Here is a 24,650-nt window from a genome sequence, read left to right on the forward strand (position 1 = left end):
CAGAGGTGAGATGGTATGAAGAACAAGATTGGTGTATTGGTTATGTCCTACGGCACACCTGAGAACATGGAAGGAATCGAGAGTTATTATACCCATATCCGTCGCGGAAACAAGCCGACGGAGGAGCAGCTTAAGGAGCTGACCGACCGCTATGAGGCGATTGTGGGAGGTGTGTTTCCGCTCCGTGAGAACACAGATCGTCAGGTTCGGACGCTGCAGGATACGTTAAATGTAGATCCGCGCAGTGCCGACCTTGAATTTGTATGCTATCAGGGATTGAAGCACGCTGCCCCGTACATTGAAGACGGTGTTGAGCAAATGGTGCAGGACGGCATTAAGGAAGCTGTCGGCATCGTGCTTGCTCCCCATTATTCCACGATGAGTGTGGGTTCCTATGTGAAGCGTGCTCAAGCCAAAGCGGATGAGCTGGGACTTCAGATTTCGTTCGTGGAGAGTTATCACATGCACCCGAAACTGATCGAGGCTTTTGCAGGCCGCGTGTCTGCCAAGCTGAATCAGTTCGAAGAGGCAGGCGCTGATCGGGACAGCGTGAGAGTGCTGTTTAGCGCGCACAGTCTTCCTGAGCGTATCTTGTCCGTAGGAGATCCTTATCAGGAGCAGCTGCTTGAGACTTCCAAAGCAGTAGCGGAAAGAGCTGGCGTGAAGAAATGGCAGTTTACTTGGCAAAGTGCGGGCCGGACAGCCGAGCCTTGGCTTGGCCCGGATATTCTGGACACACTGCAAACTCTGAATAAAGAGGAGCAGGTTGAGGATGTGCTGGTTGCACCGGTCGGATTCGTATCAGACCATCTTGAGGTATTGTATGATCTGGATATCGAAGCCAAAAGCATTGCCAAGGAAATGGATATGCGGCTTGAGCGTATCGATTCGCTGAACAGCGATCCGCTCTATATGGAAGCGCTCAGTGATTCCGTGATCACGCTGATTGGACTGTAAAGCCGTTATTCGCAAAATTTGAATATGAAACATGGATATAGAACTCCCCGGTGACGGGGGGTTCTATTCTTTGCCGGGAAGCTGGTATAATAGAGGGAGCGACTTATTGCGCTATTGCGCGATCTTATAAGTGAATAAAGGAGTGACCTATGCAACTGTCACGATCAGAGAAGAGCAAGGCCGAGAAGAAGGCCCGTAAGCAGCGAACCGGACAGGTTTGGATCATACTCAACCTATGTCTGATTTTGATGATTGCTGCTTTGCTTGTCTATCATTTTAAATTTAGAGAAGATCCTGTTCAACAAACGGCACATCTGCCTGGTATGCCGGAATTTGGCGTGGAAGGGAACGATCCGGATCAGCCGGGTTCCGGGCAGCAGTCCGGCGGCGAGGGAACGGATTCGGCCCACCCGAATACGGATGAGCCCGATGAACAATGGGATCCCGATACATCCGAACCTGCAGACAGTGGAGCCGATGAACCAGCCGGCACCAATGACAACCAACGGGTGATCATGCATTTTGCCGGGGATACCTTATTCTCTGGCAAAGTGGAGGATGCGCTGAAGAGACATGGGTATGACTATCCATACAAGCACTTGGGCACCGCATTTCTGGAGGATGATTTGACCGTTCTCAATCTGGAGACCCCGGTCACGACCGGGGGAGTTGGCGCGGCCAATAAGAAATTTGTATTCAAGACCTCGCCTGAGGTTCTGCCTTCCCTTCGAGAAGCAGGGATAGAAGCTGTTAATCTGGCTAACAATCACATTCTCGACCAAGGTCAGGAAGGACTTCTGGATACCTTGAAACATCTGAAGGACCATGATATCCGCTATGTTGGAGCAGGCCGTAATGAAGAAGAAGCCTTTGCGGCACAGTATTTCGAGCTGCAGGGCATGACGGTTGCACTGCTTGGATTCAGCCGTGTCCTCCCGGAGACGTCCTGGTATGCCCTGGAGAACAGGCCGGGCGTAGCGGGTGCCTATGATCACGTTCTGCCGAAGGCGGTTGAAGCGATTCAGGACGCGCGTTCCAAAGCCGATCTGGTCGTTGTGATCGCCCATTGGGGAGAAGAGCTTCACAAGACGCCAAATTCATACCAGATCAATCTGTCGCGTGCGTTCATTGACGGTGGAGCGGATCTGATTATCGGAGGGCATCCGCATGTGCTGCAGGGCTTGGAGCAGTATAAAGGCAAATGGATCGCGTACAGCACCGGCAATTTTATATTTACCAAATCGGGGAATGCCGATACGTGGAGCACTGCCGTATTCCAAGCCTCGTGCAGCCGTCAAGGAGACTGTGACCTGAAGCTGACGCCATACCGAACGGAGATCGGACAGGTCATTCCGCTGGAAGGCGAAGAAGCTCAAGCTTTGCTGCAGGAGGTACAGAAGCGATCCATCGGCGGTGTCAAAATAGCACCGGATGGTGAAGTTATAACAGGTAAAACAGTGGAATAATGTTAATTCGTTAACAGTTACACCAAGGAGGTCCCACCATGAACAATTTATGTGTGGCTCACCGGGGATTTTCCGGTATCGCACCTGAAAATACGCGCGCAGCCATTCAGATGGCGATGGATGAGCCTTTTGTGCACTGGATGGAAATCGATGTGCAGCTGACTCAGGATGGAGTCCCTGTAGTCATACATGATTTCAGCGTAGATCGTACGACAACAGGCCGGGGCAAGGTGAAGGATCTAACTTGGCAGGAAATCCGGAGAATGGACGCTGGAGAATGGAAGGGACGTCAATTCAGGGGGGAGCAGGTTCCTTCACTGGATGAAGTCTTGCAGCTTGTCAAAGGACGATTGAAACTTAATATCGAGCTCAAGACGAGCGGAGATATGTATCCAGGTCTGGAAGAGGCTGTGCTGGAGCGGGTCCATGCTCACCGGATGCTCCCGGATGTGGTGCTCACCTCCTTCGAGCCGAAAGCCTTGATTAAAGCGAAGGAACTGGATCCCGAAGTGAATACAGGACTTATTATCGATGCTCATCCCCGTAATTTGTTATCACGCTTGAAGCAAATGAAATGCTCTTTTTTATCCATTGGTTATTCTCATCTGGATGCAGCCTTTGCGTCGGATTTGGTGAAGAATGGCATCACCCCCATGGCGTGGACGGTGGATGATGCGAAAAGTATGAGATCACTGGCAAGAATGAATCCGGCCATCATGATCTGCACGAACCGGCCCGATACTTGGGGTCAGATTTTTATTCATAAAATTGCACCAAAAGTTCCATTCTGGCGAAGAAAATGGAGGTTTTAATGTATGTGTGCCCTAGTCAATAACGTATATTGCGTTGGTCGTAATTATCAATTGCATGCCGCCGAGCTCGGCAATGCCGTGCCGGAAGAACCGATGATCTTTCTCAAGCCTTCCCATGCGGTCGTTCCGCTGGACGGAAGCGTGCTGCAGCTGCCCCTGGATCGCGGCAGTCTTCATTTTGAAGGGGAGCTTGTCATTCAGCTCGCGGAGGATTACTCTCCAGGGATGACGGTTGATGAGCTTGTAAAAACAATGGCCCTTGGCATTGATTTCACACTGCGTGACGTTCAGACGGTGATTAAGGAGAAGGGGCATCCATGGACCGCGGCGAAAGCCTTCAAATCCTCTGCGCCCCTTACCCCATCCATAACATTCCCGGGAACCGCAAAGCTGGCGGCTACGGATTTCACCGTATTGAAGAATGGCGATGAGGTGCAGCGGGGGAACGTGAAGGATATGATCTTCTCCCTTCAGCGCATTATTGATTATATTGGCGAATTTTATGGTCTTGGCAAAGGGGATTTAATCTTCACGGGAACGCCGGCAGGTGTCGGTCCAACTGAATCGGGGGATGTATTCGAGTTATTCTGGGGAGACATCCGTCTGGGCCGCTGCGAAATCGGGTAATCTGGCAAGCTATCATGGGAGGGATTGCAGATGGATTGGCTGATTGGAGCCGCAGGCGCCATCATTGTTGCGGGAGCGGCCTACCGGAAACGATCGCTATCGGAATCCGGAGCCGCTGCCGCTATTCTGATGGGCACCATATATTATGGAGCAGGGAACGTGTTTTGGTTCGGGACCCTGCTTCTTTTTTTCATTACTTCTACGCTGCTCTCCCGATATGGAAAGAAACGCAAGGCTGATCTGGAGAAATCTTATGCCAAGACCGGCCGGAGGGATGCAGGACAAGTATTCGCCAACGGCGGTATCGGCATGGTGCTGTGTCTGTTAAACGCATGGGCTCCGTCCGAGTTGTGGGTGCTGCTGTTTATAGGGGTCATGGCTACGGTGACGGCAGATACCTGGGCGACGGAGTTAGGAAGCCTCAGCCGGCGGCCGCCGCGTTCTGTCCTTAACGGAAAGGTGCTGACTGCCGGAGAATCGGGAGGCGTATCCTGGGCGGGCTCCATAGCGGCAGCGGCAGGGAGTGTACTGATCGGAGCCGGGGGATGGCTGCTGGCTGAATGGAGCGGTATGAACGCGGAGTTACTCTCATATGTTCTGGCGGCCCTTGCCGGGGGATTGGTCGGTGCATTTGCTGACTCATATCTCGGGGCGGCTGTACAGGTGATGTATCGCTGCTCGGCGTGCGGTAAAACTGTCGAGGTGGCGCAGCACTGCGGACAGGAGACCGAACGCATGCGAGGGTATTCGTGGATGTCCAATGATGCCGTCAATCTGCTCAGCTCACTTCTTGGCGGGGCAGCAGCATATGGGACTGCAGTGCTGGTTGCGTTATAATGTAGTTCATTCATCGATTAACGATTAACGATTAACGAAATCTATAGATGTAAGTAGGGATCAGACCAATGAATATCTTGACCGTAGAGCAGGTAAACAAAAGTTATGGAGATAAAATACTGTTTCAAGATGCATCCTTCGGCATGGAGGATCAGGACAAGATTGGCATCATCGGCGTAAACGGTACAGGAAAATCTACGTTTCTGCGCGTTGTCGCAGGACTTGAGCCGCCTGACTCCGGTAAAATATCGATGGGCAATCGCATCCGGGTGCGCTATCTTGCTCAGAATCCCGAGTTTGATCCGGATAAAACCGTTCTGCAGCAGGTGTTTGAAGGGGATCTCCCCGAGATGAAGGCCGTCCGGGAATATACCGAAACAATGGAGCTGCTGGAGCTCCATCCGGGCCATGAAGAGCTGCAGCAGAAATTGCTGAAGCTCAATCAGACGCTGGATTCGCTGCAGGCATGGCAGCTGGAGAGTGATGCAAAGACCATTCTGTCCAAGCTTGGAATACGCCATTATGAGGCGAGAATGGGGACACTCTCGGGTGGACAGCGCAAGCGGGTGGCTTTAGCCGCTGCCTTGATCCAACCGTCGGATTTACTCATATTGGACGAGCCGACCAACCATATCGACAACGAATCTGTAGCCTGGCTTGAGCAGTACTTGCAGAAGCGCCGGGGCGCCCTGCTTATGATTACGCATGATCGGTATTTTCTGGACCGGGTGGCCAATGTCATGCTGGAGTTGGATCATGGGCGGCTGTTCCGATATGAGGCGAATTACAGCCGTTTCCTGGAGCTGAAGGCAGAGCGCGAGGAGCGGGAAGCCGCATCCGAACAAAAGCGCCAGAATCTGCTGCGGAACGAGCTTGCCTGGATTCGCAGAGGAGCAAAGGCCCGTACGACCAAGCAGAAGGCGAGAATCGACCGTTTCGAGAAACTGAAGGATCAGGAGATCATACAGGGCTCCGGTGATCTGGACGTCTCGGTTGCTTCCACCCGTCTCGGCCGCAAAATTCTAGAGATTGAAGGTCTCCGTAAGACGGTCGGCGACAACATATTGATTGAGGATCTATCTTACATCGCCGTGCCCGAGGATCGGATCGGTATCGTGGGTCCGAACGGGAGCGGTAAATCCACGCTGCTGAATCTCATTGCCGGAAGGCTTCAACCGGATGCCGGCGAAGTCGTGCTTGGGCCAACGGTTAAACTGGGTTATTTCACCCAAGAGCATCAGGAGATGGATGGCAGTCAGCGCGTGATCGAGTATATCAAGGATGAGGCAGAGGTTGTTCGTACGGCGGACGGCTCTGCCATTACCGCGGCCCAGATGCTGGAACGCTTCCTGTTCCCGCCTGCGCTGCAGTGGACGCCGATAGCGAAATTGTCCGGAGGCGAGAAGCGCCGGTTGTACCTGCTGCGAGTGCTGATGAGTGCGCCGAACGTGCTGCTGCTGGATGAACCGACAAATGATCTGGACATACCGACATTGTCCGTTCTGGAGCAGTATCTGGATGAGTTTCCGGGTGTTGTCATCGTGGTATCCCATGACCGGTTTTTCCTGGATCGAACCATGGATAAAGTCATGGCGTTTGAGGGCATGGGGCAGATTCGTGTCCATGTTGGCTCTTACAGCGAGTACGCAGAGTGGATGCAGCGTCATGGCAGCGAGGCTGCCGGAAGCAAGACGGATGCAGCCGGTGGCAGTGGCGCTAAATCAGCATCGGGAAGCAACACGGTGCCGGGCAGCAGTTCAAGTAAAGATACACCGCGCGAACGTCTGAAATTCAGTTATAAAGAGCAGCGGGAATTTGAGCAGATTGATGGTCTGATCGAAGCTGCCGAGAACAAGCTTGTATCCGTTCAATCGGAGATGGAAACCGCCGGCAGCGACGCAGCCAGGCTTCAGGAGCTGATGCGGGCTCAGGAGGAAACGGAGCGTGAGCTGGAGCATCTGATGGAGCGCTGGACCTATCTGAACGAGCTTGCCGAGAAAATTGAGCAGAGCAAGAAATCCTGATGCATCAGGCAGGTTCAAAGAGAAAATAAGGGGCGTCCCCAGGCCTTGTGCCTTGGGGACGCCCCTTACCTATAGAGCGGTTTATTTCACGTAGGCTGCCAGCAGTTTGACGGTGTTAAGAACCGCCTGTTTGTGCGTTCTTTCCATCGCGTGGGATGCATGGACGCCGGGACCGATCAACGCAGCTTTGATGTTGCTGCCTGCGGAGAGCGCCGCCGAAGCATCGGAGCCGTAATGAGGATAAATATCAACGGCATATGCAATGCCTTCGCTCTCGGCCAGTTCAATCAAACGACTGGTCATGTCGTAGTCATAAGGGCCGGACGAGTCCTTGGCACAGATGGACACGTCGGTTTCCTTGCAGCTTAAATCATCGCCGATACAGCCCATATCCACCGCAATCATTTCATTGATGTCGGCAGGAATGTAGGCTGCGCCGTGTCCAACCTCTTCGTAGTTGGAGATAAGGAGTTTTACATTATATTTGGGCTTCCAGTTATCGCGCTTCATGCTTTCGAGCAAGCCGAAGAGTGCAGCGACGCTGGCTTTGTCATCCAGATGACGTGATTTGATGTAACCGCTGGGAGTAATGACCGCACGGGCATCAAAGGAGACGAAGTCTCCAACGCCGATGCCGAATTTTTTTACATCATCGGCTGATTCAACTAATTCGTCGATCCGAACCTCCATATTGGCTTCCTGGCGCTTTAAATCACGGGCGTCACTGTATACGTGAACCGAAGGATGGGTGGAGAGGATGGTTCCGGTATATGTCTTGCCGCTGCGTGTATGGATGATGCAGTATTCATTCTCAATGCTGTTCATCATGTATCCGCCAACGGAGGTAAGCCGGAGCGTACCTTCCGATTTCACGGCACGAACCATCGCGCCAAGGGTGTCGACGTGAGCGCTCAGCCCGATCGTACGGCTGCTGTCTTGTCCAGCGATGGACAGGATGGCGCCGCCTTTTTCGTTCCATGTAAGAGGAACATCAAGGGAAGCCGCTTCCTGTTCAATCCGCTTCATAATGGTGTGGGTATAGCCGGTAGGACTCGGTGTATCGAGCAATGCCTTAAGCAGGTCCAATACGTATGTTTCATTCGGTTGTATAGCAGACATTAGATGTCAGGCCTCCTTGTTTCTTTCATTCATATTGATTCATCATCCGGGGACATCAGGGTTCAGCAGGGGTGTCCTTCGGATCTTTTTTCATTTCCTCGTCCGCAGCTTGCATTTCAGGAGTGTATCCCGTTACTTCACGGATATGTATAAGTTGTTCCGCTAACGAACGGATTTCCTTCTGCATTTGATATTGACGGTAAATGCCGAATGTACCGACAATCAGTCCCCCGATCAGAGAGCATCCGATAATGAGCAGAATCAGCGGTACGTTGACAGTACCGAACAACAGGTTTACTGCAACGGGATTGACATTGATCACGGCAAATACGGCTGTAATAAGGGCAAACAATAAAGCTGCGATTAGTGACCATTGAATTTTCATAGGGAACACCTCCTTCCTCAAACAGTATAAAATCCCTTGCCTGTAAAGGGCAAGGGATTTTATTCCACTGGTCAATTGAGAATGATGCATCTCGCTCAAGCATTGATTATTTTGTCAACTGCTCCATTTGGCTGATGATGTCTTCGAACACACTCATGGCCTCGCGGATAGGCTCCGGAGACGACATATCCACGCCAGCCTTCTTGAGGATGTTAATGGAGTAGTCGCTGCCGCCGCTCTTCAGGAATCCGAGATAGCGGTCCACCGCAGGCTGGCCTTCCTCCAGAATCTGCTTCGAGAAGCTGGTTGCAGCCGAGAAGCCGGTTGCGTATTTGTACACATAGAAGCTGTTGTAGAAATGAGGAATCCGTGCCCATTCCATTCCGATTTCTTTATCCACTTGCATCCCTTTGCCGTGATATTTCACGTTCAATTCATAGTAGATGTCGGAAAGATCCTGAGGTGTCAGGGATTCGCCGCTCTCAGCGCGCTCATGAACGATTTTCTCGAACTCGGCAAACATCGTTTGACGGAAGACCGTTGTACGGAACTGATCGGCATAGTAAGTCAGCAGGTACATTTTTTGTTTGGGATCCTTGGCGTTTTTCAGCAGGTAATCCATCAGCAGGGCTTCGTTGGTGGTTGATGCCACTTCAGCCAGGAAAATGGTGTACTGTGCATCCCGATATTTCAGGGCGTTGTCTGAATAGTAGGAGTGAAGGGCATGCCCCATCTCATGAGCCAGGGTAAACATGCTGTTCAGGTTGTCTTTATGATTCAATAATACGTAAGGATGGGTACCGTATGCACCCCAGCTGTATGCGCCGGTTCGTTTGTTCTCGTTCTCGTATACATCGATCCAGCCGTTGTCATAACCTGCTTGCAGGCTGCTCAGGTAATCCTCGCCAAGCGGCGCAAGGCCTTCCTTGGTCATTTGTTTTGCTTCTTCGTAAGTGATGTCCCATTTGTACTCTTCCACGAGGGGAGCGAACAAATCGTACATGTGAAGCTCATCCACGCCCATCAGCTTCTTACGGAGCTCCATGTAGCGGTGCAGGAGCGGCAGACTCTCATGAATGGTGTCGATCAGGTTTGTGTAAACTTCCTTCTGGATGTTATCGCCATACAGGGCCATTTCCAGTACAGAAGGGTATTTGCGGACACGGGAATAGAAAATATTTTTGTTTACGTTGGCATTCAGCGTAGCAGCAAGGGTGTTTTTCTGCTTGCCATAGGTGTCGTAAACCGCTTTGAAAGCACGCTCGCGCACTTCGCGATTCGGGCTTTCCAGGAATTGAATATAGTTGCCGTGTGTGAGTTCAACTTCCTTGCCTTCTTCGTTCTTGATTTTCGGGAATTTCATGTCCGCATTGTTGAGCATGCCAAAAATCGTTTGCGGTGCAGAGGAGAGGTTGCCGACTTGAGCCAGCAGCGCTTCTTCCGTCTTGGAGAGAACATGTGCTTTCTCCCGTTTCATCTCCGTCAGCGTGAACTTGAATTCCTTGAGGGCAGGGTCCTCGATCAATTTGTCCAGCTCCGCTTCAGACAGGGACAGTATTTCAGGCGTGATGAAGGAGAGTGCTTCTCCAGCTTCGACATTCAGTTTTTTGGCTTTGGCGGATAGCGATTGATATGTAGGGTTTGCTGTATCTTCATCATGATGCATGTGAGCATACACGTATAGACGCTCGGCATGATAAGAAATTTCGTCTTCGAGCTCGAAGCATTCTTTGATGGATGCCGCGTTGTTTAATTTGCCTTGATACTCGTCTGTGCGTTTAAGAAGATTCTTCAATTCCGCAAAGCTTGCATCCCATGCTTTCTGGTCGGCGAACATATCCTCGAGTTTCCATTGATGCTCTTTAGGGACATCCGCGCGTTTCAACAATTGTTCCATAGAGATCCTCCTTGAATGATGTGTATTATTGGGAGTCCGGGTTCCTTCAGATAAGGCTTGGGAGCGGGCAGTAGAAACAGCGATCAGGCTGATAGCAAGTGTAATGCACATCACCTTGGCGCCTCTCATGGCATAACCTCCTCGGATTAAGCTATCCGAGCGATAGTATGCCGCGTACCCGCTACTTTCATCCTAATAAAATTTACGAGGAACCCAGATTAAAGAAACTGTATACAATAAGGTAAAAGGCAAACAGGATGAAGGCGACCGCAGTCACGGCCATCCCTCTTCTCAGTTTTGTTGGAATCCAATCCCGGTTCATGATCATAATGGCACCCAAACTGAAGGCAAGAATAATGAAGATGACAATATTCGTATAATCCATGTTACACCTGCTTAAAGGCAGCCATCATTTGTCGCCATTCATCTTCCCGGCCTTCAAAATCATCCTTGGGGAAGCGGTTTTGAGCCCAGTGCATCAAAGCTGGCCGGCTCATAAACGTATGTGTCTCCTCACCCCATTGGTCAGAAATTTCTCGGAGAACGATGTATCGGCCCTGTACTTCAACCGTCATCATGTTCCATTTGTCTTTTTTGTATATTTCATGTTTTTTGATCATATTCAGTCTCCGTTTGCTACTTAGGCTTTTGGGTAAATGATAACGCACTCGCGGTCTTAAAAGCAAATAATCTTTACATTAAAATAGCGGCCCAAAAAAGCATTGCAGGGTGATTTGACGGATTGCATTGTCATAAAACATGGGATATAATATGGATATTCGCCATAGATGGCGGTATTTTTAGGAGGTTGTTCATTTGAAAGGTACAGTTAAATGGTTCAATGCAGAAAAAGGTTACGGCTTCATTTCCGTTGAAGGTGGCGAGGATGTATTCGTACACTTCTCCGCAATTCAAGAAGAAGGCTTCAAGAGTTTGGAAGAAGGTCAAGCGGTTGAATTCGACATTACTGAAGGTAACCGTGGTCCTCAAGCAGCCAACGTAACAAAACTGTAAGCTAACTCCTGATACGGAGATCTTATAGAATTACCAAGGCATGAAGTGCAGTTCTCCCCCGAGAACTGTGCTTTTTTGTATTGTAATGGGACAAGCCCATACTTGTGAAAAAAAGGGGAAGCCCGGATTGCCAATCGCCATGGGGTCCGGACTTGCTCTTTTTGAGGTTAAGGCGCAAAGGAATCTGCGCTGCATTATGCGCTTATTCCACTGATATTCATATCCTCCGGTTTGGCAAAAAGGTGCCGGTAGAGAAACCCGACAAAGGCCACGAAGGCTAGAAAGGCGGCAAGCAGGTAAAAGGCCGGTCTTCCCGCAGCTTCAAACAGCAATCCGCCGAAGGCTCCGCTGAGAAGTCCCGAGGCGCTCGACCAGAAGATGATGAAGAGCGCCATGCCTGTCGCCCGGTACTGCCAGGGAATGATCCTTGTAATATAACGGACGGCGGTTACATAGAACACGCCAAAGGTAATGCTGTGAAGCGACTGAACTGCAAGTACGGACAGCGGGTCGGATGCCAGCGACATGAGCAGAAATCGGAGTGCAAACATCAAGCTTGCAAAGCCAAGGAGCGGCAGCTCCTTCATCTTGTCACCATATTTGCTGAGCAGAAAGAAAATGGGGATTTCACTTGCAGCCGAAATCATTAAGGACCAGCCGATGAGACCCTCGCCGGCACCCAATCCGGATAAGGTGAGGGTAAGAAATGCTTCATTCATGCGGTGTGCGATGGCAAGGCAGAACGAGCAGCCGAAGAACCACAATATCTCTTTGGAGCGCAGAATTTTGAGGAGGGCGGACAGCTCCACCGGCTCGGATTTGGTTGCAACTCCGTCGCGGAGAAGAAAGGAACAGAGCAGCGTAAACACACCGATCCCGATGCCGATAGCCAGTGTCGCTGAAGCGCCGGCAGCTCCGACAGCATAGCCAATCGCCAGCGCGAAGAAGGCATACCCGAGAGAGCCGAATACCCTGATGACCGTAAAGCTGCGGCCGTATCGCTGAGCCGTTTGGATGGCCATGGTATCCGCCAAGGGATAAACCGGATAGTAGAAAAAATAAAACAGGCTGATCGTGATCAGCACAACGCCAAAACTGGAAACCTGCCACAAGACGAGCATCGTCACAAGCTGTCCGATAATCAGAATGTTCATGATGCGCTTGATGGTCCGGTACTTGTCGCTTGTGTAGCTCCATATCATATTGGAGAACATGGATATAAGCGGACCGACCGCATACAAATAACCGATTTGCGCGCTGCTGAAGCCGATCTCTTTGTAATATAACGGAAAATAAGATATGACAAGGGCTGTTGTACCAAATATCGTAAACATAAAGGCGCGCAGCCAGTTCTGATCCGGTCTGGACGAAGCGGGAAGTTGCATGATGGGATCTCCGATCTCTAATGAACCCGCTTGTACAGCGGCATTCACGAGGTAAGTGGTCTGTTATTTAGCTCCGATTAGTATATAACATACCACGAAATGGAGATAGTTGGACTAAACCTGACAATAAACGACATACAGGCGTCAATGATATGTGTTATTTGTGCAAAATGAACGATCATATTATAATAGGTTTGATTTGGATAGGTATAAAAAGACAACCATGTGGAGGCAGAGTTCATTGAATAATCAAGAGCTAAGCCGTAAAGTTCCGCGCAGTCCGGTTGGGCTGATGAGCCGGGTGTACAAATTTATACTTCCGGAAGTGCGGATCGAGTTGGAGAAGTGGCGCCGGGAGGCTGAGCAAATTCCGGATGAGGAGCTACGAAAGCAGGCACTGGCCAGTTTAGATACCAAAAAATTTCACTGCCAGGGCGGTGCAGTTTATGCCGCAGCCAATCTGCCGGAGAGGCATATTCTCATTCCATTGATTGTAGCTTACCAAACAATTAGCGATTATCTCGATAATTTATGTGACCGCAGTACTTCGCTGGACCCAGCGGACTTCAGACAGCTCCATCAGTCGATGCTGGATGCCGTTACACCTGATACGGAACCTGTTGATTATTACGCTCTTCGGACCGAGAGGGAGGACGGAGGGTATCTTCTTCGTCTTGTGCAGAAATGCCGGAATTGCATCGGCGAATTATCAGGATATGAAGCGGCAAAGCCCTACATAAGGGATTTGGCTGGGCTGTACACCGATCTTCAGGTGTATAAGCACATCCATCCGGATAAGAGAGAAACGGCATTATTGGAGTGGTGGTCCCGGCATGCCCACCGTTCACCGCATCTGCGGTGGAATGAGTTCGCGGCTGCAACGGGATCGACCTTGGGCGTGTTCATGCTATTCTTGGCTGCAACTGATCCGTTTTTGGATGACGAGGATGCTTCCTCCATTCATGCGTCTTATTTTCCGAATGTATGCAGTCTCCACATTATGCTGGATTATCTTATTGATCAAGACGAAGACAGGCTGGGTGGCGATCTGAATTTTTGTAATTATTACGAAGATGCCGATACGATGCTGAACCGTATAGCTGCCATTGTGGAGTGGGCCCGGAAGGATGTCAGAACAATTCCCTCGACCCCTTTTCATCGTATGATCATTGAGGGGTTACTGGCGTTATATTTATCCGATCCAAAAGTCAGCGAGCAGCACTTGGTTCGCAACGTATCCAAACGTTTGATGAAGAAGAGTCCGATGACCCGGATCTTTTTCTACGTCAACAGCCGATGGATTCGCAAGCATAAGCATGAGTGACATTGAAGGAGGAATAAGAAACATGGCAGAGGTTAAAAAGATTGCAGTTCTTACAAGTGGTGGCGATTCCCAAGGGATGAACGCGGCGCTGCGAGCGGTTGTACGAAGCGGTCTGTATTATGGTCTGGAGGTATACGGGATTCAGCGCGGATACCAGGGGCTGCTGGAAAACGACATTACACAAATGGACCTGCGCAGTGTGGGAGACATTATTCAGCGTGGCGGTACCATCCTGCGCTCAGCGCGCTGTGAAGAGTTTAAGACACCCGAAGGGCAGCAGAAGGGTGCCGACATTCTGAATCAGCACGGCATTGACGGTCTGGTCGTTATCGGAGGAGACGGTTCTTACCATGGGGCGAACAAGCTCAGCAAGCTTGGGATCAAAACGATGGGTCTTCCAGGAACCATTGATAACGATATTTCCTTCACCGATTACACCATCGGCTTTGATACGGCTGTAAGCGTCGTTGTGGACGCTGTAAATAAATTGCGCGACACCATGTCCTCTCATGCCCGTTCGTCTGTTGTAGAGGTTATGGGGCGCCACTGCGGCGACATTGCTCTTCATGCCGGCCTTGCTTCGGGTGCAGAGACGATTCTGGTGCCGGAAGTGGAGTACAACCTGGATGAAGTGGCTTCCCGTTTGCGTGAGAATTTTGCAAAAGGCAAACGCCACAGTATTATCATCGTAGCTGAGGGTGTTGGACGCGGCGAGGATATCGTATGCGACCTTAAAGAGTGCCACGCATCAATCGATGCGCGTGTAACGGTGCTCGGTCATATCCAGCGCGGGGGAGCTCCAACACCGTTTGACCGCAACCTCGCAAGCCGCCTTGGCGATTTTGCGGTTCGCAGTCTGATTAATGGGGAGTCCGATAAAGGATGCGGCATTATCAAGGGTGAACTGGTTCTCACGGATATTGACAAGGTCGTTAACACAAAGAAGGAATTTGACCGCGACTTGTACGATTTGGCACTGCGTTTGTCTCAATAAGCAGGGTCCGGCGTATAACGGAGCAACCCCTAAAAAAAACCGTCTCCAATGGCAGAATGATTTCTGCATGGAGACGGTTTTTTTATGATGGTGCGGATACGGTCGAAGAGGCTGCCTGGCGTGCAAACTTTCCCTGCACCTTGACCAGGCGGAGGAGCATCAGGACTGCACCGACGGCAAGTCCCGTTATTAAACCGATCCAATAACCGAAGGCCTGCCAATCGGTGTAATTGGCGAGCACATATCCGACAGGCAAGCCGATTACCCAAAATGACAGGAAAGCGAGCATGAAGGCCACGTTGACGTCTTTGTAACCCCGCAGCGCGCCTTGGGTCGGTGTGGCGATGGCATCCGAGATCTGGAAGAAAATCGCGAACAGCAGAAAGTGCTGGATCAACGCTACAACGGCAGGTTCATTAGAGTACAGTCCGGCAACCTGGTGACCGGCCACAAACAGAATGACAGCCGTAATCAGCGAGAGGACAACGGCTGTACTTATCCCGAGCTTCGCGTACTTCCAGGCGTCCTTCATTCGTCCCGAGCCGGCTTCATAACCAACAAGAATGGTCAGGCTCATACATATGCTTAACGGCAGCATATACAGTGTCGTGGCAAAATTCAAGGCTGCTTGATGGGCGGCAATGGTCGCCGTATCAAAGTTGCTCATAAGCAGTGTTACGGCTGCAAACACGGCGGTCTCGAGAAAGATGGAGAAGCCGATGGGGACGCCAATCTTTAGCAAACCTTTCCAAGCGCTCAAGGAAACTCCCTGCAGCTGCCTGAAGACAGCAAACGAAGAGAACGGGTGTTGTCTGTGAATCGTAATGATCGCGATCACCAAGACCGTCCAATACGTAATAGCAGAAGCAAGACCAGCACCTACACCTCCCATTCTTGGGAAGCCCCACAAGCCATAAATGAGCAGGGCATTCAAGCCCACATTCACGGGAAGGGAGATCAGCGTGATCACCATGGAAATCCTGGTTTGCCCCAGCGCATCGATAAAGCTGCGGAGCACCGTATAAGCGAACAGCGGGATGATGCCTAACGATATGGCGGCGAGGAATTGCGAGGCGATACGCCGCACCTCAGGCTCCAGGCTCATCGCACCGAGTATGCCGGGTACTGCGGCATACCCGATAGCGAGTACGACAATGGCGAGTAAAATGGACAGCCAGAGTGCCTGATTGACCTGGTAAGCGACCTTGTTTTCCTGGCGTCCGCCAACGAGCTGTGAAACGATGGGGGTAATCCCCATTAAGATACCGCTAAGGCCGGTCTGAACTGGAATCCAGATGCTTGTAGCTATCGCTACGCCTGCCAAATCGACTGAACTGAACTTTCCTGACATATTGGTGTCAAAAAAAGTAATGGCAGATAAAGAAAGTTGTGTAACCAGGATGGGAATCAGAATGATCGCGAATTGCTTCAGTTTTTCCCAGGTTGTTGTTGTCGGCTGCATGTGTGATTTTGCCCTTCTTTTTTCAAGGTGATTTTATGATATTGCTCTCATAATTCTAGGTGGATCCTATAATGTGTACAATAACCTGTTCATTGAGCGGTGAGAAAGAACTCAACCAGCGGTTGAACGGGAAGTATCAACAAGAGTTCTCAGGGACCTTGTCAGGTCCCAACAACCATCATAGCACCTGCTGTCAAGGGGAATGCCGCCTTCAAAGATACGATAATGATCAAAGGGCCAGCCGTTGGATGGCTGACCCGTTGTTCTGATGATCGATGAATTTATTTATGTGTAACACCTTCGGTGTACCGGTTGGAAGCATTCCAGAGCAAATATTCATCGACATTCGTATCCTTGAGGGCACGAATCTGCTCCTCAATTTCTTTTTTACCGTACTTGGCATAATTTCCGCTTCCGAGCCAGCTGGCCGTAAAGTCCTGAATCCAAGGTCTGATGATCGGTTTCTTTTCTCCCAACTCGTCAAGCTTTTTGTGGGTATCCTCCATGGAGCCTTTAATGGTTTGGTAAGGAGCTTTATCCGGAACGGGGGAGCCGAACCAGCCTGCCGTGTAATGGCTCGGGTACACCATCGGACTGATGATATCCACGTTTTTGGAAATCTTGACAAAGTCCTGGCCAATGCCTTCTGCGGCCGGGACCGAAGCTGCATATCCGAAAATATCTACGGATACGCGGATGCCAAGTGGTGCCAGTTGTTCACGGGTATACTGCACGAAGTCGGATACCACGTCCACGCGGGATTGATCCGTCTTGGTATATTTGAGGGAATCGGCGCGTTTCTCGAAGCCCTCTGGAAAACGAACATAATCAAACTGGATTTCCTTGAATCCGAGTTTTGCTGCTTCTTTGGCAATTTCGATGTTGTAATCCCAGACCTCTTTGCTGTACGGGTTGACGAAGCTGTCGCCGCCGCCATTGGTCCATACGCTGCCATCTCCTTTACGGAAGGAGAGCTCCGGGTTTTTCTTGGCGAGAATGGTATCCTTGAACACAACGACCCGGGCAATAGGATAAATATCGTGTTTCTCCAGACGCTTCATCAATTGGTTGATGTCTTTGATAAAAGGCTGGGATTTACCGAGCTCCTTCAGTTTCGGATTATCGGTCTTGTACGTTATGTATCCCTCATCATCCTTGATGTCGATGACCATGGCATTGAGTTCGGTCTTGTCCATCAGATCGACAAGCTGATTCATTCTGGAGCCGCCTGCGCTATAAGCTGTTACATAAATGCCTTTGACTTTAGGCGCATCAACCTGCGGGTCGATCTCGGTGGTGTTTGGCTTGAGGCCGCTCTGGCCTTGAGTTTGATTGTTTTGATGCATGCCTTGAATCATGGCGGTATTTAATGATGCCTGAAGTTTGGCGGTAAGCGTGCTGTCCTGTGGACTGGAACCGCCGAAGCCCGCTGACGCCAAGATGAATAAAGCCAAGATGATATTCATAATTACTCTCTCCCTTGTGTACATTCACATCATGATTATAAAGGAACGTATGCCTTCAAAAAGAACAGGTTTGTTACAATCGACAATAAACTTAGAAGCGGCGGTAAGCATACCTTGTCTACATTAAACGGTTGAAGGGCGTTTTAAACGATAAAAGGGACTTTTGCTGTAGAAGACCGTGAACAACATGTGAACATGGGGGAGTAACCGTTATAGTAACGACGCGAGAGTTGCGGATAAAAAATGCCGTTATTCACCGGTCGATATATCCCCGGAGAAGAACGGCATTCGTCGTGCAATTTTCACGTATTGCTTAAAATTAATGCAGCGGAGTTTGGTTCTGATGCTCGCAAATGCTGAACTGAATGATTTCAAGAGCGTCCTCCTGCTCCAGAATACTCAGCCCGTCCCGCAAAACGATCATGGAGTTCAGTTCGTTCTGTCTAAAGAACGGTATCATTTCCGGGAACCACTTCATGACGATTTGTGACAATTTTACCGTTTCCATTTCCATAAAAATCACCCTTTCCTTCCAAGTTGGTTAGGTAGGACGTCTTCAGTAAAACGGAAAAACAATTAAAATTGGGCCAGGAGAGATGCCCGGGAAACAGATCTCATGAATTATTGTAGGAACCGCGCACAAATATTATACCACAAATTTGCCGTACCCTCACACGCGGCAAATATTTAGTTTTTGCGGAATTGTCCTATTACGGCCGTGGTTTCCACGATATTAACAAAAGCATGCGGGTCCGTTTCTGTAATAATTTGCTTCAGCTCGGCGAGCTCATATCGTGTGGTGACGGTCATAAGCATATCCTTCTCTTTATGACTGAAGGCTCCCTGGGTTTTGATCTTGGTAATACCGCGGGGGCGTTTGAGCAGCTTCTCGAGCAGGGCTTCCGTCTGGTTTGTCACAATGAACACGGTAACCTTGATATGGCTGACATGGAGCATATCCACCATTTTTCCGGCAACATAGATGGATGCCATGGAGGCGAGTGCCAGATTCCAGTCGTTTTCGAGATAAGCAACTGCCATGATGACGATAGCGTTCAAAGTGACAAGCACGCTGCCAACAGGAAAGTCCCGATATTTGGTCACAAGGGAGCCGATGATATCAAAGCCACCTGTCGATCCGCCAACCCGAAAGGAAAGGCCGGTACCGAAGCCGACAAGCACTCCACCGAATACGGAGGACAGCAGCATTTCGGTGGCAACCACCTTAACCGGGATGATCTCGAGGAACAGGGTTGTGACAACAACTGACAGTATACTGAGCCCGACGAATCGTTTTCCCAGCTTGAACCAACCCGTAAGGAGAATGGGAATATTGAGCACAAAATACATGATACTGATATTAAGCGGCGTAAAATAGCCGATAATTAAGGCGAGACCGGAAACACCCCCGCTTAGTAAATGATGGGGAATCAGGAACAGGTTGAATCCGCTCGCAATAATAATGCCGCCGAATACAATTGAGAAATAGGTCCATAGACGCTTCAACATAGGAATCACCTCCCGGTTATTATGACTTCTTTAAGCTTGCTGGTATTCCAGAATTGTTTTGTGATATAATGTATTGGATATTCTTGAGTAGTCCGTTACATTGATAACTTTGCAAGCTTATCAGGATGATTATACATTAACCAGTCCATACACTGGTGATAAGAGAAATATACCGGTTCACCTCGTGCAGAAAATCCTGCTGGCCGGGAAAGCCTATAAACGTTACCACTACTTAAGAATACAGATAAGAAAGTGGATGTCCACAGATAGAAGGAGTATGAACCTATTGAAAAATTTCGCAGATTTTGGCTTGGAGCCGCGCGTGCTGCAAGCAATTACTGAGCTTGGCTTTGAGGAAGCCACACCGATTCAATCCCAATCGATTCCGATTGCTCTTACCGGAAGAGATATGATTGGACAAGCACAAACTGGTACAGGTAAGACAGCAGCATTCGGCCTACCTCTTATTCACAAAATCGCTAAGGAAGAAGAGCGTATCGTCTCTCTCATCATGACGCCTACCCGTGAGCTTGCCATTCAGGTTGCAGAAGAAATTGGCAAGTTGTCCCGCTTCAAAGGAATTCGTTCCTTGGCTATTTACGGCGGACAAGATATCGGGCGCCAGATCCGCGCTTTGAAAAAGAAGCCTCAAATTATTATCGGTACACCAGGTCGATTACTTGACCACATCAACAGAAAAACAATCCGACTTGACGATGTACAAACCGTTGTACTGGATGAAGCGGATGAAATGCTGGACATGGGCTTCATGGAAGACATTCAGTCGATCCTTAAGCTTGTTCCTGAAGAACGTCAAACCTTGCTGTTCTCCGCAACTATGCCGGCTAACATTCAGAAGCTCGCATCCCAGTTCCTGAAAGATCCTGAGCATGTATCCGTTATTCCTAAGCACGTAAGTGCACCTCTGATTGATCAAGCATATATCGAAGTTCCTGAGCGTCAAAAATTCGAAGCGTTGAGCCGACTTCTGGATATGGAGTCTCCTGAGCTTGCGATTGTATTCGGACGTACCAAGCGCCGCGTAGACGAGCTGGCAGAAGCTCTGCAAAAACGCGGATATTCCGCAGACGGCCTTCATGGCGACCTGTCCCAGCATCAACGTGATACCGTTATGCGTAAATTCCGCGATGGAAGCATCGATGTCCTGGTGGCAACAGATGTGGCAGCACGTGGTCTCGACGTATCGGGCGTTACCCACGTTGTGAACTTTGACTTGCCTCAAGATCCGGAGAGCTATGTACACCGTATCGGTCGTACAGGCCGTGCGGGTAAAGAAGGTACGGCATGGTCTTTCGTGACTCCTCGTGAGATGGATCACCTCTATTTCATCGAGCGCGTTACACGTCATCGTATCCCTCGTAAGCCTTTGCCAACGATTGCTGAAGCGATTGAAGGCAAACAGCGCATCATCGCGGAGCGTGTGCTTGAGATCATCGAGCAAGGCGAATTGACGGAATACAAAGGTCTGGCTATTCAACTGCTGGAGCAGTATGACTCCGTACAATTGCTGGCAGCAGCGATGAAAATCCTGACTGGCGACAAGAAGGAAGCATCTGATATTCATCTGACACCAGAAGATCCGATTCGTGCGAAGCGCCGGAAGCCGGATATCCGCAGTGGCCGCAAACCAAGCGGTGGCTATGGTGGCCGCAACAACAGCGGTGGCGGCGGATATCGACGTGAAGGTGGCAGCGGCAGTAGTGGCAGCGGCAGCAGTGGTAACCGTGGCGGCTACTCCAAAGGCGGATATAACCGTGATGGCGGCAGCAGCTATGGCGGCAATCGCGACGGTGGTGGTTACAACCGTGACCGTAACAACAGCGGTGACCGTAAGCCGCGCTCTTACAGCGGAGGCGGCGAGCGTCGTCCTAACCGGAGCGGAGACGAATAATGGGTTCTGACGGTTAATTCTTTTGACCGAAATAACTGAATTCAAGACGAAGCAGCTCCCCGTCTAAGGTGGAGCTGTGCTTCGTCTTTTTTTCATGGTAAAAGAAGGTACACCACCAAGGGTGTACCTTCTTTTTAACCGCGCAGTTTTACGCATAACAGCGGATCTGATTCGGGAGACATTAGATATAGAATGTGCTCAGAATAATTACAAGCAGAATGAACAGAACCAGGACAATACCAACATTATTTCCGTAGCCGTAACCGCCTACACCTTCACAAGACATACATAATCCCTCCTCTTAATTTTAAAAATTGAATCTTGTTAAATGGATTACGTGATATCCTATGGAGAAACAGCGGCATTGGATTGGATATACACCTAGCACTCTTCAAATTAGGCTCTGGCAATGCATGTGCAAAATAAGGTATATTAATAGATACATGCATGATTTGAGTGAGGAGGAAACGGATTTGGAAATGAAAGGAGCCATGGGTGGCTTATATAAGCTCACCGAGTGGATTACCCGTATTGCTTTTTCTAACATCTTGTGGGTTATTTGTACATCGCCTTTCCTGTTTATCGTACTAACCAAATTCCTGATGGCCGTTCAGACACCGGATGCGCATAATGAGCAGCTGTTGTCGAACTGGATGCTGGGAATCTTGTCACCGTTTGTGTTGTTCCCGGCTACAGCAGCTTTATTCAACGTTGTACGCAAATGGGTTATGGGTAATTCGGATGTATCCGTATTCAAAACATTCTTCAGGGGTTATAAGGAAAACTACAAACAGAGCATGATCGGCGGCATATTTTATACGCTGCTGTTCGTGATTATGTATGTGGATTACACGGTTTATATGACGCAGCTCGATGGCTTCCAGCTTGTCGGCATTGTCATGCTGGTGCTGCTTATTGTGTTGTTTGTCTCCTTGTTCAATTTCTTTTCCATGACGGTTCATTATGAGATGAAGACCCTGCAATTGCTGAAAAACGCAGTGCTGTTGACCTTGATTCGTCCGTTTCGTGTATTTTCGACGTTGATCGGAAGCGCTGTCTTGGTGTATATCGGTACACAGATGCCGGTGCTCTTCGTGTTCTTCCTGTTCTGCCTGATGGCATTGTTTGCATTCTTCAACTTCTATGCGACCTTTACGAAGATGCAGGAACAGCAGGAGAAGATGAAGAAGGCCGAGGAGGAGTCGGAAACGGAACAGGCGCTTCTGGAAAGCATGGATTCCGTCAAAAAGGAAGAGAACGGGTCGAAGCCTTAAATAACGAGAGGTTTACTTTTCCGGCAAAACCTCCTATAATAAGACTACATCCTGCGATGTTCGTTTCGGTTTCCCGTTGTTTTGAACCAATGACGATGTCTAGGGAGATCAATACGTAATCGTGGCTGGAATGCCCTGTCTATATGACAAGGGGAATTCATAAGCGATTCTGCGGTCACCCACCTGCTAATGCAGGTTCGAAGACAATGTTTACCGGACGGCATAGGCGGGTTTCGTTAAACCAATGAATAGGCATCTCTTCTATTTCGAATTCGAAGTGAAAGAGGTGCCTTTTTGCTGTATATAAAGGTTTGCTGAAAGCATAAACAATGTTAAACTAGAGTATGGAAAGGAACGGTCATTTATAAAGGAGGAACGGTCTTTGTCATTAAAACGAGTTCTAATTGGTATCGTGCGCAGCTATGACGGCACAAGCGACCGTGCTAAAGATCCCAAGCTGAAGACGCGTTATTACAATCTTTCAAAAGAAAAGTGTTTTGAAGAGGTTTCCTCGACACTGAAAAAAATTCCGGGCTACAAAGTTCTGCATGAGGTTAAGTCCGTTGGAGAAATCACACTCGAGAAAAGAACCTCATTCGGACGTACACTGGACATTACCGTATCCGTGCTCGGCATCAGTCCGGTTCGCAGTGCAGTTGATATGTATTCGGCGTCTCGCGGTTCCCTAGGGGATCTGGGGGCGAATTACCGGGTCATCCTGAACCTGTACGCCGTACTTGACAAAAAACTGAGCAAGTATAAAGTGGATGCTTAGTAGAATAAGAAAAAAGCGGGAGAGCTGCTCTCCCGCTTTTTAAAAGTGTACAGTGTATGTAGCCTTTGGCGGTGTTATCTAAGAGATTTAACCGCTTCTACGGCAGCCTCGTAATTCGGGTGCTCTGTCATTTCGCCAAGGTATTCTACATAGGCGATTTTATCGTTGGCATCCACTACGAAGATCGAACGCATGTCGAGTTGGAATTCCTTAATGAGCACGCCATATGCTTCGCCAAAAGAGCGAGATTTATAATCGGACAGCGTGACGACACGGTCAACACCTGCTGCTCCGCACCAACGGGCTTGGGCAAACGGAAGGTCGGCACTGACGGTGAGAACAACAACGTCATCGCCCAGTCCAGCGGCTTCTTCATTGAAACGGCGTGTCTGCGCGTCGCATACCCCGGTGTCGAGGGAAGGGACTACACTGATCAGCTTGATTTTACCTGCAAAATCTTTAAGAGATGCGTCTTCCAGCAGGTTTTTGCTCACTGTAAAATCTGGAGCGTTGTCACCAGCCTTGAGCTCTGGTCCGATGAGTGTAATAGGATTGCCTTTAAAAGTGGCAGCTCCTGAACGTTCTTGAGCCATGAAAAATCTCCTCCTTGGATATCAAAGTTTGGTGATCAGGTTCATGGTACATTATAATCTTTTTAAAAAGGGAATGTCCACTAAGGGCGCCCTTGGCCTGGTTAGGATGAGGAGGATGCTATGATTTTCGTACGTTATGAAAACTGGAAGAGTTATTTGCGTTATTATCCTGTGACATCGCTGCTGCTTGTGATCAACCTTGTAATGTTTGTGATTACAGCGTTTGACGGAGGATCCAGAAATCCGGTTACGCTGCTGAAATACGGCGCTTTGTCGGATTTGCCGGAATTCGTAGATCAGGCATGGAGATATGTCACGGCGATGTTCTTGCATAACGGCTTTGATCATCTATTGTTCAACAGCTTTGCACTGCTGGTATTTGTTCCTCCACTGGAGAGAATCATGGGGAGCTGGAAGTTTGCTATTCTGTATCTGCTCAGCGGTGTTCTCGGTAATGTAATCGGATTGGCTTATTATGAGCGCATGGAACACTACACATTCCTTGTAGGCGCATCAGGAGCCATCTACGGAGCTTATGGCGCTTATCTGTACATCGCCCTGTTCCAGCGGCATGTCATTGATGAGTCGTCCCGCAAGACGCTGTATACCCTGCTTATTCTGGGGATTCTGTTCTCGTTCACCCCTGGGGTCAGTCTTGTAGCCCATGTCGGCGGATTGGTAGGCGGATTTTTCCTCTACGGCCTCATGATTCGATTATTTAAACGTCGGACATAATCGGACCTTAGAGGGTCTGTTATAATAGAATTGGATGATTTGGATAAAGTCTTCAAGTCTTCTAGGGAATAAGAATGGAGCGA

25 protein-coding genes and 1 other RNA gene are annotated in these 24,650 nt (G+C 49.5%); 14 read left to right on the forward strand and 12 right to left on the reverse strand.

Annotated elements, in window-relative coordinates; genetic code table 11:
• Nucleotides 1-15 precede the first annotated feature (15 nt).
• The 6 genes from hemH (at nt 16) to PGL02S_RS04300 (ending at nt 6,723) form a co-directional block, all read left to right on the forward strand.
• Nucleotides 16-957 carry a ferrochelatase gene (hemH, locus tag PGL02S_RS04275; protein WP_036641555.1) on the forward strand — a complete coding sequence of 314 codons (942 nt, stop codon included), beginning with the start codon at nt 16-18 and terminating at the stop codon, nt 955-957.
• A gap of 149 nt (nt 958-1,106) precedes the next feature.
• Nucleotides 1,107-2,423, forward strand: coding sequence for a CapA family protein (locus PGL02S_RS04280; protein WP_036641558.1), 1,317 nt, complete (start codon nt 1,107-1,109; stop codon nt 2,421-2,423).
• Between the two features lie 38 nt (nt 2,424-2,461).
• Complete coding sequence (locus tag PGL02S_RS04285; RefSeq protein WP_006211721.1) at nt 2,462-3,235, forward strand: glycerophosphodiester phosphodiesterase; 774 nt, start codon at nt 2,462-2,464, stop codon at nt 3,233-3,235.
• A 3-nt stretch (nt 3,236-3,238) separates the two neighbouring features.
• The gene (locus PGL02S_RS04290; RefSeq protein WP_006211720.1) at nt 3,239-3,862 is read left to right on the forward strand and encodes a fumarylacetoacetate hydrolase family protein; all 624 of its coding nucleotides are present in this window, start codon (nt 3,239-3,241) and stop codon (nt 3,860-3,862) included.
• 30 nt (nt 3,863-3,892) lie between these two features.
• Complete coding sequence (locus PGL02S_RS04295) at nt 3,893-4,699, forward strand: DUF92 domain-containing protein (RefSeq protein WP_036641561.1); 807 nt, start codon at nt 3,893-3,895, stop codon at nt 4,697-4,699.
• A 68-nt stretch (nt 4,700-4,767) separates the two neighbouring features.
• Complete coding sequence (locus tag PGL02S_RS04300) at nt 4,768-6,723, forward strand: ABC-F family ATP-binding cassette domain-containing protein (RefSeq protein ID WP_036641563.1); 1,956 nt, start codon at nt 4,768-4,770, stop codon at nt 6,721-6,723.
• A gap of 81 nt (nt 6,724-6,804) precedes the next feature.
• Here PGL02S_RS04300 and PGL02S_RS04305 read toward each other — a convergent pair whose 3' ends face one another.
• The 5 genes from PGL02S_RS04305 to PGL02S_RS04325 all read right to left on the reverse strand — a co-directional run bounded on the left by PGL02S_RS04305 (nt 6,805) and on the right by PGL02S_RS04325 (nt 10,744).
• Nucleotides 6,805-7,842, reverse strand: coding sequence for a M42 family metallopeptidase (locus PGL02S_RS04305; protein ID WP_036641565.1), 1,038 nt, complete (start codon nt 7,840-7,842; stop codon nt 6,805-6,807).
• A 55-nt stretch (nt 7,843-7,897) separates the two neighbouring features.
• Nucleotides 7,898-8,227, reverse strand: coding sequence for a LapA family protein (locus PGL02S_RS04310; RefSeq protein WP_006211716.1), 330 nt, complete (start codon nt 8,225-8,227; stop codon nt 7,898-7,900).
• A gap of 106 nt (nt 8,228-8,333) precedes the next feature.
• The gene (gene pepF, locus PGL02S_RS04315) at nt 8,334-10,124 is read right to left on the reverse strand and encodes an oligoendopeptidase F (RefSeq protein WP_036641567.1); all 1,791 of its coding nucleotides are present in this window, start codon (nt 10,122-10,124) and stop codon (nt 8,334-8,336) included.
• Between the two features lie 202 nt (nt 10,125-10,326).
• The gene (locus PGL02S_RS04320; protein WP_036641569.1) at nt 10,327-10,509 is read right to left on the reverse strand and encodes a hypothetical protein; all 183 of its coding nucleotides are present in this window, start codon (nt 10,507-10,509) and stop codon (nt 10,327-10,329) included.
• A 1-nt stretch (nt 10,510) separates the two neighbouring features.
• A complete protein-coding gene (locus tag PGL02S_RS04325) occupies nt 10,511-10,744 on the reverse strand; it encodes a hypothetical protein (RefSeq protein WP_006211712.1) in 234 nt (77 codons plus the stop codon).
• 196 nt (nt 10,745-10,940) lie between these two features.
• Here PGL02S_RS04325 and PGL02S_RS04330 point away from each other — a divergent pair, with 196 nt between their 5' ends.
• A complete protein-coding gene (locus PGL02S_RS04330) occupies nt 10,941-11,138 on the forward strand; it encodes a cold shock domain-containing protein (RefSeq protein WP_006211711.1) in 198 nt (65 codons plus the stop codon).
• A gap of 194 nt (nt 11,139-11,332) precedes the next feature.
• Here PGL02S_RS04330 and PGL02S_RS04335 read toward each other — a convergent pair whose 3' ends face one another.
• Nucleotides 11,333-12,523 carry an MFS transporter gene (locus tag PGL02S_RS04335; protein WP_036641570.1) on the reverse strand — a complete coding sequence of 397 codons (1,191 nt, stop codon included), beginning with the start codon at nt 12,521-12,523 and terminating at the stop codon, nt 11,333-11,335.
• A gap of 241 nt (nt 12,524-12,764) precedes the next feature.
• On the opposite strand from PGL02S_RS04335, the gene PGL02S_RS04340 reads away from it, so the two are divergent.
• Both PGL02S_RS04340 and pfkA read left to right on the forward strand, forming a co-directional pair.
• Nucleotides 12,765-13,847 carry a tetraprenyl-beta-curcumene synthase family protein gene (locus tag PGL02S_RS04340; RefSeq protein WP_036641571.1) on the forward strand — a complete coding sequence of 361 codons (1,083 nt, stop codon included), beginning with the start codon at nt 12,765-12,767 and terminating at the stop codon, nt 13,845-13,847.
• A gap of 22 nt (nt 13,848-13,869) precedes the next feature.
• Entirely contained in the window at nt 13,870-14,841 is a 972-nt protein-coding gene (gene pfkA / locus PGL02S_RS04345; RefSeq protein ID WP_036641573.1) for a 6-phosphofructokinase, read from the forward strand.
• Between the two features lie 82 nt (nt 14,842-14,923).
• Here pfkA and PGL02S_RS04350 read toward each other — a convergent pair whose 3' ends face one another.
• The 4 genes from PGL02S_RS04350 to PGL02S_RS04365 all read right to left on the reverse strand — a co-directional run bounded on the left by PGL02S_RS04350 (nt 14,924) and on the right by PGL02S_RS04365 (nt 19,278).
• A complete protein-coding gene (locus tag PGL02S_RS04350; RefSeq protein WP_036641574.1) occupies nt 14,924-16,303 on the reverse strand; it encodes an MATE family efflux transporter in 1,380 nt (459 codons plus the stop codon).
• 281 nt (nt 16,304-16,584) lie between these two features.
• A complete protein-coding gene (locus PGL02S_RS04355) occupies nt 16,585-17,769 on the reverse strand; it encodes a putative glycoside hydrolase (protein WP_006211705.1) in 1,185 nt (394 codons plus the stop codon).
• A 319-nt stretch (nt 17,770-18,088) separates the two neighbouring features.
• Nucleotides 18,089-18,283: a hypothetical protein gene (locus tag PGL02S_RS04360; RefSeq protein ID WP_006211704.1), complete on the reverse strand. Its 195-nt coding sequence runs from the start codon at nt 18,281-18,283 to the stop codon at nt 18,089-18,091.
• Between the two features lie 173 nt (nt 18,284-18,456).
• A complete protein-coding gene (locus tag PGL02S_RS04365; RefSeq protein ID WP_006211703.1) occupies nt 18,457-19,278 on the reverse strand; it encodes a YitT family protein in 822 nt (273 codons plus the stop codon).
• Between the two features lie 286 nt (nt 19,279-19,564).
• Here PGL02S_RS04365 and PGL02S_RS04370 point away from each other — a divergent pair, with 286 nt between their 5' ends.
• Nucleotides 19,565-21,190: a DEAD/DEAH box helicase gene (locus tag PGL02S_RS04370; protein ID WP_081742797.1), complete on the forward strand. Its 1,626-nt coding sequence runs from the start codon at nt 19,565-19,567 to the stop codon at nt 21,188-21,190.
• A gap of 181 nt (nt 21,191-21,371) precedes the next feature.
• Here the strand turns inward: PGL02S_RS04370 and PGL02S_RS28520 are convergent, their stop codons facing one another.
• Complete coding sequence (locus PGL02S_RS28520) at nt 21,372-21,476, reverse strand: hypothetical protein (RefSeq protein WP_006211701.1); 105 nt, start codon at nt 21,474-21,476, stop codon at nt 21,372-21,374.
• Between the two features lie 187 nt (nt 21,477-21,663).
• On the opposite strand from PGL02S_RS28520, the gene PGL02S_RS04375 reads away from it, so the two are divergent.
• The 3 genes from PGL02S_RS04375 to PGL02S_RS04385 all read left to right on the forward strand — a co-directional run bounded on the left by PGL02S_RS04375 (nt 21,664) and on the right by PGL02S_RS04385 (nt 23,239).
• Nucleotides 21,664-22,464, forward strand: coding sequence for a YesL family protein (locus PGL02S_RS04375; protein WP_036641578.1), 801 nt, complete (start codon nt 21,664-21,666; stop codon nt 22,462-22,464).
• A 45-nt stretch (nt 22,465-22,509) separates the two neighbouring features.
• Nucleotides 22,510-22,701: non-coding RNA, 6S RNA (ssrS, locus tag PGL02S_RS04380), on the forward strand.
• Between the two features lie 145 nt (nt 22,702-22,846).
• Nucleotides 22,847-23,239: a DUF1499 domain-containing protein gene (locus PGL02S_RS04385; protein WP_006211699.1), complete on the forward strand. Its 393-nt coding sequence runs from the start codon at nt 22,847-22,849 to the stop codon at nt 23,237-23,239.
• 74 nt (nt 23,240-23,313) lie between these two features.
• On the opposite strand, the gene tpx is transcribed toward PGL02S_RS04385, so the two are convergent.
• Entirely contained in the window at nt 23,314-23,832 is a 519-nt protein-coding gene (tpx, locus tag PGL02S_RS04390; RefSeq protein WP_006211698.1) for a thiol peroxidase, read from the reverse strand.
• A gap of 120 nt (nt 23,833-23,952) precedes the next feature.
• Here tpx and PGL02S_RS04395 point away from each other — a divergent pair, with 120 nt between their 5' ends.
• Complete coding sequence (locus PGL02S_RS04395) at nt 23,953-24,567, forward strand: rhomboid family intramembrane serine protease (protein ID WP_006211696.1); 615 nt, start codon at nt 23,953-23,955, stop codon at nt 24,565-24,567.
• The last annotated feature ends 83 nt before the right edge of the window (nt 24,568-24,650 follow it).

Source organism: Paenibacillus glucanolyticus NBRC 15330 (genome assembly GCF_004000885.1).
GTDB classification, from domain to species: Bacteria; Bacillota; Bacilli; order Paenibacillales; family Paenibacillaceae; genus Paenibacillus_AQ; species Paenibacillus_AQ glucanolyticus.